Annotated in this window: 15 protein-coding genes and 2 tRNA genes; 13 read left to right on the forward strand and 4 right to left on the reverse strand. The window is 67.1% G+C overall.

Translation table 11 applies throughout. The features are described from left to right. Positions 1 to 37: 37 nt before the first annotated feature. Both gltX and AC6JAC_RS09240 read left to right on the forward strand, forming a co-directional pair. On the forward strand, positions 38 to 1,552 hold the full coding sequence (gene gltX, locus AC6JAC_RS09235) for a glutamate--tRNA ligase (RefSeq protein ID WP_454698836.1): 1,515 nt from the start codon (positions 38 to 40) through the stop codon (positions 1,550 to 1,552). Further along, positions 1,552 to 2,289, forward strand: coding sequence for an HAD family hydrolase (locus tag AC6JAC_RS09240; RefSeq protein WP_028271623.1), 738 nt, complete (start codon positions 1,552 to 1,554; stop codon positions 2,287 to 2,289). The genes gltX and AC6JAC_RS09240 overlap by 1 nt, the downstream gene beginning before the upstream one ends. Positions 2,290 to 2,336: 47 nt before the next feature. On the opposite strand, the gene AC6JAC_RS09245 is transcribed toward AC6JAC_RS09240, so the two are convergent. Continuing rightward, positions 2,337 to 3,731, reverse strand: coding sequence for a hypothetical protein (locus AC6JAC_RS09245; protein ID WP_497964405.1), 1,395 nt, complete (start codon positions 3,729 to 3,731; stop codon positions 2,337 to 2,339). A gap of 348 nt (positions 3,732 to 4,079) precedes the next feature. Between AC6JAC_RS09245 and AC6JAC_RS09250 the strand changes: the two genes are divergently transcribed. From AC6JAC_RS09250 to AC6JAC_RS09265, 4 genes are all read left to right on the forward strand, one after another. After that, positions 4,080 to 4,151 (forward strand) — tRNA-Gln (locus AC6JAC_RS09250). A gap of 128 nt (positions 4,152 to 4,279) precedes the next feature. Further along, positions 4,280 to 4,355 (forward strand) — tRNA-Glu (locus AC6JAC_RS09255). A 131-nt stretch (positions 4,356 to 4,486) separates the two neighbouring features. After that, on the forward strand, positions 4,487 to 6,268 hold the full coding sequence (locus AC6JAC_RS09260) for a dynamin family protein (protein WP_497964407.1): 1,782 nt from the start codon (positions 4,487 to 4,489) through the stop codon (positions 6,266 to 6,268). Next, on the forward strand, positions 6,265 to 7,884 hold the full coding sequence (locus tag AC6JAC_RS09265) for a GTPase (RefSeq protein WP_454698833.1): 1,620 nt from the start codon (positions 6,265 to 6,267) through the stop codon (positions 7,882 to 7,884). Before AC6JAC_RS09260 ends, AC6JAC_RS09265 begins: the two co-directional genes overlap by 4 nt. Here the strand turns inward: AC6JAC_RS09265 and AC6JAC_RS09270 are convergent. Next, a complete protein-coding gene (locus AC6JAC_RS09270) occupies positions 7,881 to 8,426 on the reverse strand; it encodes a DUF1697 domain-containing protein (protein ID WP_454698832.1) in 546 nt (181 codons plus the stop codon). The genes AC6JAC_RS09265 and AC6JAC_RS09270 overlap by 4 nt on opposite strands. Positions 8,427 to 8,439: 13 nt before the next feature. Next, entirely contained in the window at positions 8,440 to 9,159 is a 720-nt protein-coding gene (locus tag AC6JAC_RS09275; protein ID WP_011692361.1) for an IclR family transcriptional regulator, read from the reverse strand. 112 nt (positions 9,160 to 9,271) lie between these two features. Between AC6JAC_RS09275 and leuC the strand changes: the two genes are divergently transcribed. The 6 genes from leuC to AC6JAC_RS09305 all read left to right on the forward strand — a co-directional run bounded on the left by leuC (position 9,272) and on the right by AC6JAC_RS09305 (position 15,892). Continuing rightward, positions 9,272 to 10,726 carry a 3-isopropylmalate dehydratase large subunit gene (leuC, locus tag AC6JAC_RS09280; RefSeq protein ID WP_497964410.1) on the forward strand — a complete coding sequence of 485 codons (1,455 nt, stop codon included), beginning with the start codon at positions 9,272 to 9,274 and terminating at the stop codon, positions 10,724 to 10,726. 82 nt (positions 10,727 to 10,808) lie between these two features. Further along, entirely contained in the window at positions 10,809 to 11,411 is a 603-nt protein-coding gene (leuD, locus tag AC6JAC_RS09285; RefSeq protein ID WP_028271629.1) for a 3-isopropylmalate dehydratase small subunit, read from the forward strand. A 201-nt stretch (positions 11,412 to 11,612) separates the two neighbouring features. Further along, the gene (murA, locus tag AC6JAC_RS09290; RefSeq protein WP_028271630.1) at positions 11,613 to 12,938 is read left to right on the forward strand and encodes a UDP-N-acetylglucosamine 1-carboxyvinyltransferase; all 1,326 of its coding nucleotides are present in this window, start codon (positions 11,613 to 11,615) and stop codon (positions 12,936 to 12,938) included. Between the two features lie 10 nt (positions 12,939 to 12,948). Next, complete coding sequence (locus AC6JAC_RS09295; protein ID WP_347899856.1) at positions 12,949 to 13,695, forward strand: lysophospholipid acyltransferase family protein; 747 nt, start codon at positions 12,949 to 12,951, stop codon at positions 13,693 to 13,695. Then, positions 13,692 to 14,744: an NAD(P)H-dependent glycerol-3-phosphate dehydrogenase gene (locus AC6JAC_RS09300; protein WP_028271632.1), complete on the forward strand. Its 1,053-nt coding sequence runs from the start codon at positions 13,692 to 13,694 to the stop codon at positions 14,742 to 14,744. The genes AC6JAC_RS09295 and AC6JAC_RS09300 overlap by 4 nt, the downstream gene beginning before the upstream one ends. 2 nt (positions 14,745 to 14,746) lie before the next feature. After that, positions 14,747 to 15,892: a D-alanine--D-alanine ligase family protein gene (locus tag AC6JAC_RS09305; RefSeq protein WP_051628955.1), complete on the forward strand. Its 1,146-nt coding sequence runs from the start codon at positions 14,747 to 14,749 to the stop codon at positions 15,890 to 15,892. Positions 15,893 to 15,956: 64 nt separating this feature from the next. Here the strand turns inward: AC6JAC_RS09305 and AC6JAC_RS09310 are convergent, their stop codons facing one another. Continuing rightward, the gene (locus AC6JAC_RS09310) at positions 15,957 to 16,460 is read right to left on the reverse strand and encodes a DUF3515 domain-containing protein (protein ID WP_497964413.1); all 504 of its coding nucleotides are present in this window, start codon (positions 16,458 to 16,460) and stop codon (positions 15,957 to 15,959) included. 101 nt (positions 16,461 to 16,561) lie between these two features. Between AC6JAC_RS09310 and thiL the strand changes: the two genes are divergently transcribed. Next, positions 16,562 to 17,599 (forward strand): thiamine-phosphate kinase, encoded by a 1,038-nt coding sequence (gene thiL / locus AC6JAC_RS09315; protein ID WP_497964415.1) that lies wholly within the window; start codon positions 16,562 to 16,564, stop codon positions 17,597 to 17,599. Positions 17,600 to 17,608 lie beyond the last annotated feature (9 nt).

Consider the following 17,608-nt stretch of genomic DNA (forward strand, 5'->3'; position numbering starts at 1 on the left):
CCCGGCCCCCCGGGCAGGCGGTAAAGTTGGAGTCACTATGACTACTCCTTCTGTGTCCAATGCCGTCTCCAGTCCTGCCGTCACCGCCGAAACCCCGGTCCGGGTGCGGTTCTGCCCGTCCCCCACGGGCACGCCGCACGTCGGCCTGATCCGTACGGCGCTGTTCAACTGGGCGTACGCCCGGCATACCCAGGGAACCTTCGTTTTCCGCATCGAGGACACGGACGCGGCGCGGGACTCGGAGGAGAGCTACGAGCAGTTGCTCGAGGCCTTGAAGTGGCTGGGCATCTCGTGGGAAGAGGGCGTGGAAACGGGCGGACCGCACGAGCCCTACCGCCAGTCGCAGCGCCTGGATCTCTACAAGGACGTCGTGGCCAAGCTGCTGGAAGCCGGCTACGCCTACGAGTGCTACTCCTCCCCGGATGAAGTTGAGGCGCGCCACCGTGCCGCCGGCCGCGACCCCAAGCTCGGCTACGACAACTTCGACCGCGACCTCAGCGCCGAGCAGGTGGCCGCGTTCAAGGCGGACGGCCGCGAACCGGTACTCCGTGTCCGCATGCCCGATGAGGACGTCACCTTCACCGACATGGTCCGGGGCGAAATTACCTTCAAGGCCGGAAGCATCCCGGACTACGTGATTGTCCGCGCCGACGGCTCCCCGCTGTACACCCTGGTGAACCCGGTGGATGACGCGCTCATGGGGATCACCCACGTCCTGCGCGGCGAGGACCTGCTGTCCTCCACCCCCCGCCAGGTAGTGCTGATCCGCGCGCTGATGGACATCGGCGTCGCAAGCTACATGCCGGTGTTCGGCCACCTTCCCTATGTGATGGGCGAGGGCAACAAGAAGCTGTCCAAGCGTGATCCGCAGTCCAACCTGTTCCTGCTCCGGGACCGCGGATTCATCCCCGAAGGCCTGCTCAACTACCTCTCCCTGCTGGGGTGGAGCCTGTCCGCCGACGAAGACATTTTCACGGTGGAACAGCTCATCGAGCACTTCGACGTCCACGATGTACTGGCCAACCCGGCGCGCTTTGACATCAAGAAGGCCGAAGCGATCAACGGCACGCACATCCGGATGCTGGAAGCGGACGACTTCAGGGGCCGCCTGGTTCCGTACCTGCGCGCAGCCAACCTCGTGGGGGAGACGCTCACGGCCCGCGAAGAGGAAATCCTTGCCGAGGCAGCACCCCTGATCCAGGAGCGCATCGCCCTGCTGGGCGAGGCTCCCGAGATGATTTCCTTCCTGTTCAAGAAGGACGACGCCATCGACGTTGCGGATGACGCGCGCAAGGGGCTCCCGGAAAACCTCACCGAGGTCCTGGACGCGGCAATCTCAGCCCTCGACGCCGTGGCTGACTGGAACGCCGAGAGCATCCAGGCAGCGCTGAAGCAGGCGCTCGTGGAGGGCCTGGGCGTCAAGCCAAGGCTGGCCTTCGGACCGGTCCGGACCGCCATTTCCGGGCGCCGGATTTCACCGCCGCTCTTCGAGTCAATGGTGATCCTGGGCAAGGCATCCTCACTGGCCCGCCTGCACGCTTTCCGCGGCTGATGACTGCACTGCGCGGCGACGGCGGCCGTGTGCTGCACACGGGCTTCGGTGTCATCCGGGGCGTGCTGTTCGACATTGACGACACCCTGGTGGACCTCGAATACGCCATGACCACGGCGCTGCGTGATGTCAGCGAGCATCTCCTGCCCGGCCTGGACCAGGCCGGGTGGGAGAAATTCGGGCGCATCTTCACGCACGAGACCACACACTTCTACGACCGCTACCTGGCCGGCGAGTTGACGTTCAACGAGCAGCGGCTCCTCCGCGGCCGGGCCGCCTTGGGACATTTCGGGGTGGAACTGGAAGAGGGGGAGGAATCCCACGCGTGGGTTACGTCCTACGCTGCCCTGCAGCACGGCTATGTCCGGGCGTTCGAAGATGTGGCCCCTGTTCTGGACGCCCTCGACGCCGCAGGAATTCCGTACGGAGCGGTGAGCAACAACGTCCACGATTACCAGCGCGTGAAGCTGGATACTGCGGGGCTGCAACGGATCCGGGTGCTGGTGGGCACGGACACCGTGGGCGTGCCCAAACCGGATCCGGCCATCTACCTCGAGGGCGTACGCCTCCTTGGCAGCAATGCCGCTGAAACGCTCTATGTGGGAGACAACCGCCTGCTGGACGCGGAAGGTTCGACGGCGGCAGGCCTGCTGGGCGTATGGCTGAACCGCAGCGGTGAAACGGAGTCCGCCTTTGCCGGCCACCAGGTAGGGTCGCTCGTCGACTTGCTGGGATAGCCCCCTGCCGGTGGCCCCGCCCGGTCCGGGCGGGGCCACCGGCGTGATCACACCGTGGCGCCGGCTTTCCGCCGGTTGCGCAAGGCAACGTACGCGCCAACCGAACCAAGCCCCAGAACGCCCACCATGCCGACGGCCGTGACCGCATCGGGCTGGCCCACCATGTCGGATGGCGAGACCGCGGCCGCACTCGAGTAGAGCGTTTCCGTGCCGGCAGCCACCTTCGCGTTCCCCTCCGCGAGCTTGCCGGACCCGGTGGCAAGCTGCGTGGAACCGGAAGCGAGCTTGGTGTTGCCCTCCGAGAGCTGTGCCGCTCCGACGGCAAGGGCCTCCGAACCGCCCAGCAGGCCGGGGTTCGCGGGATCTGCCGGGTCCCCCTTGATGCCGGCATTCAGGGTTCCGGTTCCAGCGGCGAGCCGGGCGGAACCTTCGGTCATGCTTGCGGCGGCGTTGAGCAGGCCCGGGCGGTCGGGGTTTCCGGGTACGCCGTCCATGCCCACCCTGATCTTGGCAGTCCCGTCGGCGAGGAGCCGGGTGCCAAGCACAACACCGGGGTTTTCCGGATCCTGGCTGTTGAGCTTGCCGCTCAGGGTGGCAAAGCCCGCGGTCAGCCTGCCGGCCCCGGCCTGCAGTTCCCCCGTGCCGTCGTGGAGCCGTGAGGCGCCGGACTGCAGCTGGGCGGCGCCGGCGTCCAGCTTGTGGGCACCTGCTGTGATCTTTGCGATCTTGTCCTTGACGACCGAGAGCGGCACGAGTCCCTGCACGGGATCGTTCGCGGCAGCCTGCAGCAGCTCCAAAGCCTGCGCAAGGGCAGCGGTCCCCGTGCCTGTTTCCGGGTTGCCGTTTGCCCCGCGGTAGCCCTTGAGCTGGTCTGTTCCGGCGGCAAGCTGGCCGGCCCCTGCTTCCAGCTTCGATGCACCGGCACTGAGCCGGGTCGCGCCGTCGGCGAGGTTGTTCTCCGCGTTCCCGGATGCAGTGGGCGTCAGCGCTGCGGAGAGCTGCACCGCACCTGCAGCCAGTTTGCCGGCACCGTCATCGACCTTGTAGACACCCGGGGCGAGCTTCGTCGTGACGTCCGTCTCGATCTTCACCGCACCGGCCGCAAGCTTCTCGGCTCCGGCCTGGAGCTGGTCCGCGCCGGGGGCCAGCTTGTCGGTGATGCCGGCGCGGACCTTCTGCGCTCCGGCGGCGAGCTTGCCGGCCCCGGTGTCTGCCAGCGTGGCGCCGGCGGCGAGCTTCCCGGCTCCGTCCTTGAGCTGATCGGCGCCTGCGGAGGCCTGGCCGGCTCCGTCCTTGAGCCTGGATGATCCTTCGGTGATGCGGCCGGTGACCACGGTGTAGAAACCCAGCAAGGCAATAAGGAGCAAAGCAAGCAGCGCTATGGCGATCTGCTGGCCGCGCGTGCGGGGATTCGGGGGAGCGGTGGCACGACTCTGTGGCACGGTTGGTTCCTCTCGACGGTCCTGGCGGAAGCGTGTGTGGCCCCGGAAGCCTCCAGCCGTGATGCAGCTAACATTCCGAACTGGGCGTAGAGCTGCCGGTCAGGCCTGCTTCGGGGACGTTGTTACTCTGCGGTAACTTACCGAGCGTAAACTTGTTTGCCCCGGAATTGCAAGGGGTTTTCTCGCGGGGCGACCCGAATCGTGCGTCATCGCAGCGGGCTGGGCGTGCAGCGGAAGGGGAGTCGGGCCCCGATTTGTGCCATCCAAAACTCTCGGGTAAAGTAATTACTCGTGCTGAGGCGCTGAGAGCGAAGGTTTAGGCCTGAAAGTCCGGCCCGAAAGTTCCATTGGGATATGGTGTAATTGGCAACACTACGGTTTCTGGTACCGTCATTCTAGGTTCGAGTCCTGGTATCCCAGCTCTGAGAAAGCTGCATTCCGATGCGGAAGATCAGGGGTTTCGAGCGGTTTATCCGATTTGAAACACTGGCTTTGTGTGTGAAATACTCACTGAGCCTGATAGCAGAAATGCTATCTGGAAAGTACGCGGCCCCATCGTATAGCGGCCTAGTACGCTGCCCTCTCACGGCGGTAACGCGGGTTCGAATCCCGCTGGGGTCACCACTGAAACGGTCCCGGGCAACAGCCCGGGGCCGTTTTGTTCTTAATTCCGGTTGTATCCTGAGCAGCCGCTGCAGCCGCGCGGCCAGCGCCGGATTCGAGCCGGACCAGCGCTGAACTGGCATGATGAAGCTGTGACGTCACCATCTGAGAGCTCGCCCCCGGGACCTGCCGCGCAAAACACGCGGGCGGCCGCCGCCGTGGAACTGCTCGAAGCTGTGCGCACGGACCTTGGCGCGGCCCGGCTGCCGCTCGCACTGCCCGGCGCGGACGCCGCGCGCCTCGATATCCGGAACGCGCTGGCGCAGCTGGACGACTACATCCTCCCGCGCTTCCGCAGCCTGGACGCCCCGCTGCTGGCGGTGGTGGGCGGATCCACCGGTGCCGGCAAGTCCACCCTGGTCAATGCACTGGTGGGCCACCCTGTCACGAGGGCCGGTGCCATCCGGCCGACCACCAGGCAGCCGATCCTGCTTCACCACCCGGCGGACGCGGCCTGGTTCGAGGACCAGCGGGTCCTGCCGAGCCTGAGCCGTATCAGGGGCACTGTTGTGGACACGCAGTTGCCCGCCAACCGGGCCGGAGCCGCGCCGGACGCTGCGTCAATATCGTCCCTGGTGCTGGTGGGGCACCCTGCCGTGCCGGAAGGAATCGCCCTCCTGGATGCTCCCGACGTCGACTCCGTCTCGGATGACAACCGGAAGCTGGCAGGCCAGCTGCTTGCCGCCGCGGATCTCTGGCTTTTCGTCACAACCGCGAACCGCTACGCCGACGCCGTTCCCTGGAAGCTGCTCCTGGACGCTGCCTCCAGGGACATCATGGTGGCAGTGGTCCTGGACCGGGTGCCGCCGGCAGCCGAGGCGGAGGTCAGCACAGACCTGCGCCTGATGCTGCAGCGGGAGGGCCTGGGCGCGGCCCGCCTGTTCATCATTCCGGAGGTCACCCTCGACGGCCTCGGAATGCTGCCCGACGGGGCCGTGGAGCCGCTGGCACGCTGGGTGCGTGAACTGGCAGCGGACGCCGCCGGGAGGGCCGACATCGCCCGCCGGACCCTGAACGGCACTGTTCGTGCGCTCAGCGGCCGCGTGGCCGCGCTGGCGCAGGCTTCGCTGGAACAGCAGCAATCGCGGGATGTCCTGGCCAAGGATGCCCGAGCCGCTTATCAGGATGCTGTGGCCCGGATTCTGGACGCTACCAGGGACGGCGCCCTGCTCCGGGGCGAGGTCCTTGCCCGGTGGCAGGACTTCGTCGGCACCGGGGAGTTCTTCCGTGTCCTGGAGCAGAACATCGGGCGCATGCGGGACCGGATGGGTGCGTTCTTCCGCGGTGAGCCGGCTCCGGCGGTCAAGGTCGAAACAGCCATTGAAACCGGACTCCAGGCGGTCATCATCGACGAAGCCGCCACTGCGGCCGAGGACGCCGACCAGCGCTGGCGCTCCGACCCGGCAGGACGCCAACTGCTGGGCACCGACGACCTTTCCGGCACCGGCCCCGGTTTCCCGGACAAGGTGGCCGCGGAGATCCGCGCATGGCAGGGAGCCCTCATGGAGCTCATCCGTACGGAAGGCCAAGGCAAACGGACCCAGGCCCGGTGGCTGTCCTTCGGGGTCAACGGACTCGGGGCCGCCCTGATGATCGTCGTTTTCTCGATGACCGCAGGGCTCACCGGACTGGAAATCGGCGTGGCGGGCGGCACCGCCGTCGTCGGCCAACGGCTCCTGGAAGCGGTCTTTGGCGAGGATGCGGTCAGGCGCCTCGCGAAGACTGCACGGGAGGACCTGAACGCGAGGTGCCACAAGCTGCTGCAGGCCGAACAGCAGCGTTTCCTGGACCGCCTCGACGTCAGCACAGGCGTATCGCCGGATGTTCTCTCAGGCCATGCCCGCGCCCTTCAGCGTCTGGCCGAGTCAGCATGAGCCGGCACAGCGGAACCAGGGAGGCCTCCCGCCTGGGCTCCCGCCTGGAAGCCCTCAACGACGCACGCGAGCTCGCCGGGGGCGTAGTGCCCGACGAGGCCCTGGACGACGTGCTCCAGGTGCTCGAGCGAGCCAGTTCCCGCCGTTCGCTGTCCTCGGATCACACGGTGGTGGGCTTCTTCGGCGCCACGGGCAGCGGTAAGTCGTCGCTCTTCAACGCGGTCAGCGGCGCGGAAATCGCGACGGCGGCGGCCCGCCGCCCCACGACGTCGGAACCGCTGGCGGGTGTCTGGGGAGCGGAGGGCAGTGAGCCGCTGCTGGACTGGCTTGGCGTCACCAGCCGGCACCATTCCGCAGCGGTACCGGGGTTCGCCGATGAATCCACCGGACTGGTCCTGCTGGACCTGCCCGATTTCGACTCAACCAAGGCCGCCAACCGGGAGATCGTCCAGCGCATGGTGGGACTGGTGGACGTCCTGGTGTGGGTGCTGGACCCGCAGAAATATGCGGACGCCGCTGTGCACAACGACTTCCTGACGCCGCTGGCTTCCCACGGAGCGGTCACGCTGGTGGTCCTCAACCAGATCGACCGGCTTCCGCCCCGGGACGTCGAGCCGGTCCTGGAGTCCCTCAAGGCCATCCTTGCCCGGGACGGACTGGGCAAGGTCCAGATCCTCGGCGCCTCTGCCCTGACTGGAGCGGGAGTGGACAAGGTGCGGGCAGCCATCCGCCACGTGGTGGTGCAACGGCAGGCATTGTCGCAGCGGCTGGCCGCGGACGTCTCCAAGGCCTCGGCGCAGCTTGCGGAGGCCTCCGGGGCGGGAGAGGCTGCCGGGGTCACGGCGGGCACACGGTCGCAACTGGCGGCTGAGCTTGCGGCTGCCGCCAACGTCCAGCTGGTGGTGGACGCTGTGTCGCGGTCCTACCGGCAGGAAGCCACCCGGCGCACCGGCTGGCCGCTGACCCGGTGGCTGGTCCGGTTCCGGCCCGACCCGCTGCGGCGGCTGAACCTGCGCCGGGAGGGAGCCAGGTCCGAGGTCAACCGGACCTCGCTGCCGCCCGCGGGGGCACCGGAACGTGCCAGGACGGACGCGGCCGTGCGGGAATTCGCGGATGCAGCCAGCGCCGGAGCCCCGGGTCCCTGGCGTGCTGCCATCCGCAGCGCGGCGCGTGAAGGCCGTGACCGGTTGCCTGACGCACTTGACCAGGCTATTGCCGGCACCGAGCTGATGGCCGGCCGGAAATCGTGGTGGTGGGGACTGTTCAACGTCATCCAGTGGCTGGCCCTCGTCACGGCACTGGGCGGCCTGGCGTGGCTGGGCGTCCTGGCCGGCCTGGCGTATCTCCAGCTCCCGGTTCCCGAGGTTCCCAGGGTGGAAGGGTGGCCTGTTCCCACACTGATGATCGCCGGGGGAGCGGTGCTTGGTATTGTGCTTGCCCTCGCCGGGAAGTTCGTGGCGGCCGCCGCTGCCGGGCTGCGGGCCGCCGCGGCCGGGAAGAAGCTCAGGACCGCCGTGGCTGCGGTCGCGGACAGGCTGGTGGTGGAGCCGGTGGAGGTGGAGGTCAGCAGGCTGAAGTCCTTCAACGCCGCGTTGAAATCCGCCCGCCGCGACTAGCGGTCGTCCAGGGCCTGCGTGGCGTCGCGCACCTTGATCATGGTGCGAAGGTTGCGTGTGGTGGTTGTGGACTTGTAGCGGGCCTTGGATGACAGCTTGCTGAACGGGCTGTCCAGGGTGCCGCCCGCCGGCGCCAGCCACGCCATCGCTTCGGGGCCCAGGCGGTGCTGCTGCGTACCGTCCAGCCGGGAACCCGCCTCGTACAGCTCGTCCAGAACGGCTGTGTCCGAACTCAGCGTGACGTACGTGTGCGTCGTTTTATCCTCAGCCGGGTACGGGCACGCCTCCACGAGCGCGGCAACGCGGTCTGCGGTCAGCACCACCACCCAGGCGTCGTAGCCAAAGGCCTCACGGAGGCAGGTTTCGACGTCCTTCTTGACCGCCGCCGCGCCGAGACCGCTGGACACCACCACGTTGCCGCTGGCCAGCAGCGTCTTGACGCCCGCGAAACCCTGTTCCTCGAGCGCACTGCGGAGGTCCGCCATTTTGATGTTGATGCCGCCCACGTTGATGCCGCGAAGGAATACCCCATAGCTGTTCATGGGCACAGCCTACTTAGTCGTTGTTCTTACGGAGCGCCTCGGTCAGCACCCGTGCAGCGTTGCAGACGACTTCGGCGTGCAGCCGGCCGGGCTGGCGGGTCAGGCGCTCGATCGGGCCGGAAATGGAGACGGCGGCAATCACGCGTCCGGACGGTCCCCGGACCGGCGCGGAGACGGAGGCGACCCCCGGCTCGCGTTCGCCGAGGCTCTGGCCCCAGCCCCGCCGTCGTACTCCCGCCAGGACGGTGGGCGTGAAACGCGCCGCCTGCAGTCCTTCGAGCAGCCGGTCGTGGTCCTCCCACGCCAGCAGCACCTGGGCGGCGGAGCCGGCCTTCATGGAGAGCTGCGTACCCACCGGGATGGTGTCGCGGAGCCCGATGGGGCGTTCGGCCGACGCGACGCACACACGCCAGTCGCCCTGCCGGCGGAAGATCTGGGCGCTTTCGCCGGTGGCGTCGCGCAGCTGCATCAGCACCGGTCCGGCGGAAGCGATCAGCCGGTCCTCGCCGGCGGCGGAGGCGAGCTCCACCAGGCGGCTTCCCAGGACAAAGCGGCCCTGGATGTCGCGGCTGACAAGCCGGTGGTGGACCAGCGCCAGGGCAAGCCTGTGTACGGTCGGCCGGGCCAGTCCGGTGGCAGCCACCAGCTGCGCCAGAGTGGTGGGGCCGGCCTCAAGTGCGTCAAGCACATGGGCCGCTTTATCGATGACACCGACTCCACTAGAATTGTCCATGTAATGATATTGCCGTCTCAATATCTGAGATGCAAATCATTTGGCTGGCGTATTACGCGGGCGTGCTGGTTCAGTGGATGTAAACAGCCAACAGCAGTGAAGGGAGATGGCCATGGCAAAGACATTGGCCGAGAAAGTCTGGGACGCGCACGTGGTGCGCAAAGGCGACGGCGAAGGTGCCAACGCCCAGCCGGACCTTCTCTACATCGACCTCCACCTGGTCCACGAAGTGACCTCGCCGCAGGCCTTCGAAGGCCTCCGCCTGGCGGGACGGCCGCTGCGCCGCCCGGACCTCACCATCGCCACCGAGGACCATAACACCCCCACGCTGGACATCGACAAGCCTATCGCCGATCTCACCAGCCGGACGCAGATCCAGACGCTCCGCAACAACTGCCAGGAGTTCGGCGTCCGCCTGCACTCCCTGGGCGACGCCGAGCAGGGCATCGTCCACGTGGTCGGTCCCCAGCTTGGCCTGACCCAGCCCGGCATGACCGTGGTCTGCGGCGACTCGCACACGTCCACGCACGGCGCCTTCGGCGCACTCGCCATGGGCATCGGCACCTCCGAGGTGGAGCACGTCATGGCCACCCAGACGCTGTCCCTGAAGCCGTTCAAGACCATGGCCATCAATGTGGAGGGCACGCTGCGCCCGGGTGTTTCGGCAAAGGACATCATCCTGGCCGTCATCGCGAAGATCGGCACCGGCGGCGGGCAGGGCTACGTGCTCGAGTACCGCGGCTCGGCGATCCGTGCGCTGTCCATGGAAGCCCGGATGACCATCTGCAACATGTCCATCGAAGCCGGCGCCCGCGCAGGCCTGGTTGCTCCGGACCAGACCACCTACGACTACATGCACGGACGCCCGCACGCGCCGCAGGGAGCTGAGTGGGACGCCGCCGTCGAATACTGGAACACGCTCCGCTCCGAAGACGACGCAACGTTCGACATCGAGGTGGACCTCGACGCCGACACCCTGGAGCCGTTCGTGACCTGGGGTACCAACCCCGGCCAGGGCGTTTCGCTGTCCGCCAAGGTGCCGTCGCCGGAGGACTTCGGCGACGAAAACGCCAAGGCCGCGGCTGAACGTGCATTGCAGTACATGGGGCTGGAAGCCGGCACCCCGATGAAGGAGATCCGGGTGGACACGGTCTTCCTGGGCTCCTGCACCAACTCCCGGATGGAGGACCTGCGCGCGGCGGCGGACATCGTCCGGGGCCGCACCAAGGACCCGAACATCCGCATGCTCGTGGTTCCCGGCTCGGCCCGGGTCCGGCTCGAGGCCGAAGCGGAGGGCCTGGACAAGGTCTTCAAGGACTTCGGTGCCGAATGGCGCTTCGCCGGCTGCTCCATGTGCCTGGGCATGAACCCGGACCAGCTGGAGCCGGGCGAACGCTGCGCCTCCACCTCCAACCGCAACTTCGAAGGACGCCAGGGCAAGGGCGGCCGCACGCACCTCGTTTCACCGGTCGTCGCGGCAGCCACTGCAATCCGCGGCACGCTCAGCTCGCCGTCGGACCTGGACCCCGCTCCGGAGTCCGCCGCAGCCCGCAGCAGCGCTGCTTAGATAACGCCTCTTAGGCAACGCCGACTAGCCCGCGCAGCCCAGAGCACGCAGCCCAGACCCACTCAGCACCGAAGGATCCGCCATGGAAAAGTTCAGCACCCACACCGGGATCGGCGTACCGCTGCGCCAGAGCAACGTGGACACCGACCAGATCATCCCCGCCGTATACCTCAAGCGCATCACCCGCACCGGCTTCGAAGACGCGCTTTTTGCGGCCTGGCGCAAGGACCCGGCCTTCATCCTGAACCAGGCCCCCTTCAACGCCGGCTCCGTGCTGGTGGCCGGTCCGGATTTTGGCACCGGGTCGTCCCGCGAGCACGCCGTCTGGGCCTTGAAGGACTATGGCTTCAAGACCGTCCTGTCCTCCAGGTTCGCCGATATCTTCCGCGGCAACTCCGGCAAGCAGGGCCTGCTGGCGGCTGAAGTCGCCCAGGATGACATCGAACTCATCTGGAAGGTGCTGGAGAACGCCCCGGGCACCGAAGTGACCGTGGATCTCGTCTCCAAGACCGTGATGTGCGGCAATGTGGTGGCACCGTTCGAGATTGACGACTACACGCGCTGGCGCCTTCTGGAAGGCCTGGACGACATCGGGCTGACCCTCCAGCACGAGGAAGACATCACGGCCTACGAGGCCACCAGGCCCGCGTTCAAGCCGAAGACACTGCCCGCACGGCTGTCCTAGGCGGGGCGGTCCCCGGGATCCCTGCCGCACCCCCGCCTGGTACACGCCGCACCCTTAACCGGTCCGCGCCGCGCCCGCTTCAGATCCCCTCTGCAGTGTTGGGAAAATCGCGCCGTATTTCAGATCGGTAACGCTAGCTCCTATGCTTAGCTGGAGCCTTTGTAAGGATTTGGGGGCGAGTAGTCGTGAGGAAACCGGTATATGAGTAGTGTTTTGACAATCCGCGGAGGCGTCCCGCTAACTGGGCGCGTCACCGTTCGCGGGGCCAAGAATCTTGTCCCCAAGGCCATGGTGGCCGCCCTGCTGGGCAACGAGCCGTCCGTGCTGCGCAACGTCCCTGAAATCAAGGACGTCGAGGTTGTCACCAGCCTGCTCCAGCTCCACGGCGTCACGGTCGAAAAGGACCCGGTGACCGGTGACCTGACCCTGGATCCGAAGGGTGCCAAGACCGCATCCAGCACCGCCATCGATGCCCACGCAGGCGACTCCAGGATTCCCATCCTGTTGTGCGGCCCGCTGATCCACGCCATCGGCGAAGCATTCATTCCCGACCTTGGCGGCTGCAAAATCGGCGACCGCCCCATCGATTACCACCTGAACGTCCTCCGCCAGTTCGGGGCCGTTGTGGAAAAGCGTCCGGGCGGCATCCACATTTCCGCGCCCAAGGGACTCCAGGGCGCCAAGATCTCGCTGCCGTACCCGTCGGTGGGCGCCACCGAGCAGGTTCTGCTCAGTGCCACCCGGGCTGAGGGCATCACGGAGCTTTCCGGTGCCGCCACGGAACCGGAAATCATCGACCTCATTGCCGTGCTGCAGAAGATGGGCGCCATCATCAGCGTCCAGACAGACCGCACCATCCGGATCGAAGGCGTGAAGGACCTCGGGGGCTACAACCACCGCGCCCTCTCGGACCGGAACGAATCCGCATCCTGGGCATCAGCGGCACTCGTGACCCGCGGAGACATCTTCGTGGAGGGCGCCTCACAGCGCGACATGATGACGTTCCTGAACACCTACCGCAAGGTGGGCGGCGGCATGGACATCGGTGAGGACGGCATCCGTTTCTACCACCGCGGCGGCAAACTGAACCCGCTCGTCCTGGAAACGGACGTCCACCCCGGCTTCATGACGGACTGGCAGCAGCCGCTCGTGGTTGCGCTGACCCAGGCCGAGGGCGTGTCGATCGTCCACGAAACCGTCTACGAGAACCGTTTCGGATTCACTGACGCCCTCATCCGGATGGGCGCCAACATCCAGGTGCACCGCGAATGCCTCGGCAGCGTGCCGTGCCGTTTCGGCCAGCGCAACTTCCTGCACTCCGCCGTCATCTCGGGACCCACGCAGCTCAAGGGCACCGACATCGACGTCCCGGACCTCCGGGGCGGCTTCAGCCACCTCATCGCCGCACTGGCCGCCACGGGCACGTCCCGGGTGACCGGAATAGACATCATTAACCGCGGCTACGAGCGCTTCACGGAGAAGCTCGCCGGGCTGGGCGCCGATTTCGACATCACTTCAGCCAAGTAACGGGGCCCCAGTGAAGGAAACGGCCAAGAGCCGCATCACCTTTGTCATCGTCGCCGGAATCGTCAGGCCTGTGATGAACCTGATGATGAATAAGAAGTGGGAAGGGCTGGAAAAGCTCCCGGCGGGCGGCTTCATTGCCGCCCCCAACCACTGCACCGAGATCGACCCGCTGGTCATCGGCCACATGCTGTACAACCAGAAGCGGATGCCGCACTTCCTTGCGAAGGGCGGCCTGTTCAAGGTGCCGGTCCTCGGAGCGGTGCTGCGGGCCACCAAGCAGATCCCGGTGGAACGCTCGACGGCGGGCGCCAACCGGTCGCTGAACGTCGCCAAGGAAGTGGTGGACGAAGGCGGGGCCATCGTCATCTACCCCGAAGGCACGCTGACCCGGGACCCGGAGCTGTGGCCGATGAAGGGGCACACCGGTGCCGCCCGGATGGCGCTCGAAAGCGGCATTCCCGTGGTTCCGATGGCGCACTGGGGAGCGCACCAGGTGTTCCCGCGCTATGCGAAGCGCTTCCACCTTTTTCCCCGGCGCACCTCACGCGTCATCGTGGGCGACCCCGTGGACCTTAGCGCCTTCGAGGGCCGGCCGCTGGACAAGGCCACGCTGACGGCTGCCACCGGCGTCATCATGGACGCCATCACCGGACTCCTGGCCACCCTGCGGTCGGAACAGCCTCCCGCTGAGCGGTGGGATCCGGCCGCCCACAACCAGAGCAAGCACGGGCGCAACATCGATCGGGGCGGCAAATGACCCCTGAGCAGGCCGCAGCGGGCTCAGCCATGTCGGTCGCTGTCCTCGGAGCAGGCTCCTGGGGCACCACCTTTGCCAAGATCCTTGCCGATGCAGCAACGGCATCCGGTGTCCAGCGGAGCATACGGCTCTGGGGGCGCCGCGCCGAGGTCGTTGAGCAGATCAACACCCTGCACCGGAACCCGCAGTACCTCAAGGACATCGACCTCCCGCACAGCATCACCGCTTCCACCGACGTCGCCGAGGTGCTTTCCGGCGCAGACCTGGTGGTGCTGGCGGTTCCCGCCCAGTCGCTGCGGCTGCAGCTGCGCGAGTGGCGGCACCTGATCTCCCCGGATGCCTACGTGGTTTCCCTGATGAAAGGCCTCGAACTCAGTTCGGATGCCCGCATGAGCGAGGTCATCTGCGAGGAACTGGGTATCAAAGCCGAGCGCATCGCTGTGGTGTCGGGGCCGAACCTGGCCATGGAAATCGCCCGCGAGGAACCCACCGCCTCCGTGGTGGCATGTTCCGACGCCGGGGTGGCCTCCTGGATCGCCCGCAGCTGCACCGCGCCGTATTTCCGGCCGTACACCACCACCGATGTCGTCGGCGTTGAAATCGGCGGCATCGTGAAAAACGTGATCGCCCTGGCGGTAGGTATCTGCGAAGGCAAAAGGATGGGTGACAACACCAAAGCCTCGGTTATCACCCGCGGGCTTGCCGAGACCTCCAGGCTCGCCCTGGCACTGGGGGGAGAAGCGCAGACCATGGCCGGCCTGGCGGGCCTGGGCGACCTGGTCGCCACCTGCTCCTCGCCGTTGTCCCGTAACCACACCGCCGGACGCCTGCTGGGCAAGGGGCTGACGCTGGAACAGGTCACCGCCGAAATGACCCAGACAGCCGAAGGGATCAAGTCCGGGCAGGCCGTGCACGAACTTGCCGGAAAGCTCGGCGTCGAGATGCCCATCACCGCGGCAGTGGTTGCCGTGCTGGCCGGAAAATTGTCCGTTGACGAACTGGGACCGCTGCTGCTGGCCCGGGACCTGAAATCCGAAGGCGATTACTGACTGTGTCGGAAGTACAAGTGAACAAGAACGGCCACGGCCACACCAAACCCCGCGTCGCCGTGTTGTTTGGGGGCCGCTCCAGCGAGCACGCCGTCAGCTGCGTCACGGCCGCCGGCGTTCTCGGGGCCATCGACTACGACAAGTACGATGTCATCCCCATCGGCATCGCCAAGACCGGCCAGTGGGTCCTCGCCCCGGGGGACACCCGGCAGTGGTCCCTCTCGGCCTCATCGCTTCCCGAGGTGGCGCCGTCGGCCCGGACGGTAACGCTTGCTGAGATCGGCGGCGAACACCAGCTCATCGTGGCGTCCCCGAACGAAGTGCCGCAGGAACTCGGCACCGTGGACGTTGTTTTCCCGCTGCTCCACGGTCCGTTCGGTGAGGACGGCACCATCCAGGGCCTGCTGGAACTGTCGGATACCCGCTATGTGGGTGCCGGCGTGCTGGCCTCCGCCGTGGGCATGGACAAGCACTACATGAAAGTGGTCTTCGAAGCCGCCGGCCTGCAGGTGGGACCCTACATTGCCGTGACGGACCGCCAGTGGATCACGGACCCCGAGTCCGTCCGCAAACGCGTTGACCTGCTGGGGTACCCCGTATTCGTCAAGCCGGCGCGGGCGGGGTCCTCCATGGGCATCTCCAAGGTGGATTCACTGGAGGGCCTGGATGCGGCCATCGAGGCGGCCCGTGAGCATGACCTCAAACTCGTGATCGAAGCCGGAATCGTGGGCCGCGAAATCGAATGCGCCGTCCTCGAAGGGCGCGGCACCGATGCACCGCGCACGTCCATGCCCGGAGAGATCGCCGTGGCACCTGGCGAACACGAGTTCTATGACTTCAACGCAAAATACGTGGAGGACGACGCCGCGTCGCTCAGCTGCCCCGCAGACCTCCCCGATGAGGCGATCGCCCGGGTCCGCGAGCTTGCCGCCGCTGCGTTCGACGCCGTGGGGGCCGAAGGGCTGAGCCGCGTGGACTTCTTCTACACCCCCGACGGTGAGCTGATCATCAATGAGATCAACACCATGCCCGGTTTCACGCCGAAAAGCATGTACCCGCAGATGTGGGCCGCCTCCGGCCTTGGCTACGCGGAACTCATTGACGAACTGATCTACCTGGCGCTGAACCGGAAGACCGGGCTGCGCTAGCGTCGCCCGGCCGGGACGCGTGTGCCGTTGGCCCCGGCCGGTCGGGACCCTATTGGTCGGGACCCTATTGCCCGGTGGGCAGGTTTTGCAGCTCTTCCTGGCCCACGCAGTTCCTCGTGGCCTTGATCTTCCCGGCAGCGGCCGAGAGTTCCGCCAGCACGGTCGCGGAACTGATCTGGTCGGGGTCCATGAGGATCTCCGTGGCCGGTTCGCGGCCGAAGGTCGTCAGCGTCCACACGGGGTCGCCTTCCTTGATGACCCAGTCGATGCCGTTGACGCTGACGCAGCGGTCGGTGGTGGGGCCGGGAACATTGACCCCGCAGCGGAGGATGACCTTGGACGGATCGCCCCACGCGGCGGTTGCCTGGCTGTTGGTCTTCCGCAGCCCCGCATCCCCCATGGTGTCCGGCAGGGCCACCATCATGGGGGCGCAGGCCGGGTTGGCCGCATCCTTGGCCGGCGCCACATCCACCACCGGGGCGCATCCGCTGAGGGCCAGCACCACAGCCGCCGCCGTTGCGGGCAGGCGAAGCGAACGGAGGGAAGCCGGGGTGCGGAGCTGGTGCATGGTTTAAGCCTATCCCGGCCCGGGCGCCCGGCCGGACGGACAGGAGATGCCGGCGCCCGGCCCCGGAACCGGATGTCGGTCCCGGACTGTAGCGTAGTGGTGTGCCTGAATCTCACCTCACTGTCGCCGGACTTTCCGAATCCGAACTCCTCGCCAGGATCTTCCCGCGCCTGAACAATCTGCACCCGAACGGCGGAGCAGCGGCCTCGGCGCTCCTGCTGGGACCGGGTGATGACGCCGCCATCGTGGCAGCCCCGGACGGCCGGACCGTGGTCAGCATTGACACCCAGGTCCAGGACCAGGATTTCCGGCTGGTGTGGCGCAACGGATACCGGACCACGGGCTTCGACGTCGGCTGGAAGGCTGCAGCGCAAAACCTCAGCGACATCAACGCCATGGGCGCGCGGTCCACGGCCATGGTGGTGAGCCTGACCCTGCCGCCCGAGACGCCCGTTTCCTGGGTCGAGGATTTTGCCGACGGGCTTTCCCATGCCATCCACGACCTCGGCGCCGACGGATGTTCGGTGGCCGGCGGCGACCTCGGCCGTGGCCGCGAACTCGCGGTCACGGTGGCCATCCTGGGCACCCTGGCCGGGAAGCAGCCTGTTCTGCGCTCGGGCGCCCGCCCGGGCCATACCGTCGCCCTGGCCGGAACGGTGGGGCACGCGGCGGCCGGGCTTGCCCTGCTTGAATCCGGGCCGGCCGTTGACCTGCTGTCTCCGGCGCTGCGAACCGTTATGGACAGGCAATGCCGGCCGCTACCGCCGCTGGCAGCCGGGCCGGCTGCCCTGGCTTCGGGCGCCTCGGCCATGATGGACATTTCCGACGGACTGGTCCGCGACGGCCACCGCCTGGCCGCCGCCAGCGGTATCGTCCTGAACCTCGATCCGGCGGCACTGAAGCTGCTCACGGAACCATTAGCCGCCGCCGCGGACGAGGTGGACGCCGACCCCATGGCCTGGGTGCTGGGCGGCGGGGAAGACCATGGGCTCCTTGCCACATTCCCGGCGGACGTACAGCTGCCTCCGGGTTTCGCTGCGATAGGCTCAGTAGAAGCCCTTGCACCAACGGAAAGCACTGGCGTGAAGATAGCGGGCCGGCCCGCGGACACTGTGGGATGGGATCACTTTGCAGACTAAGATTGCCGC

Source organism: Arthrobacter sp. KUASC02, assembly GCF_059739395.1.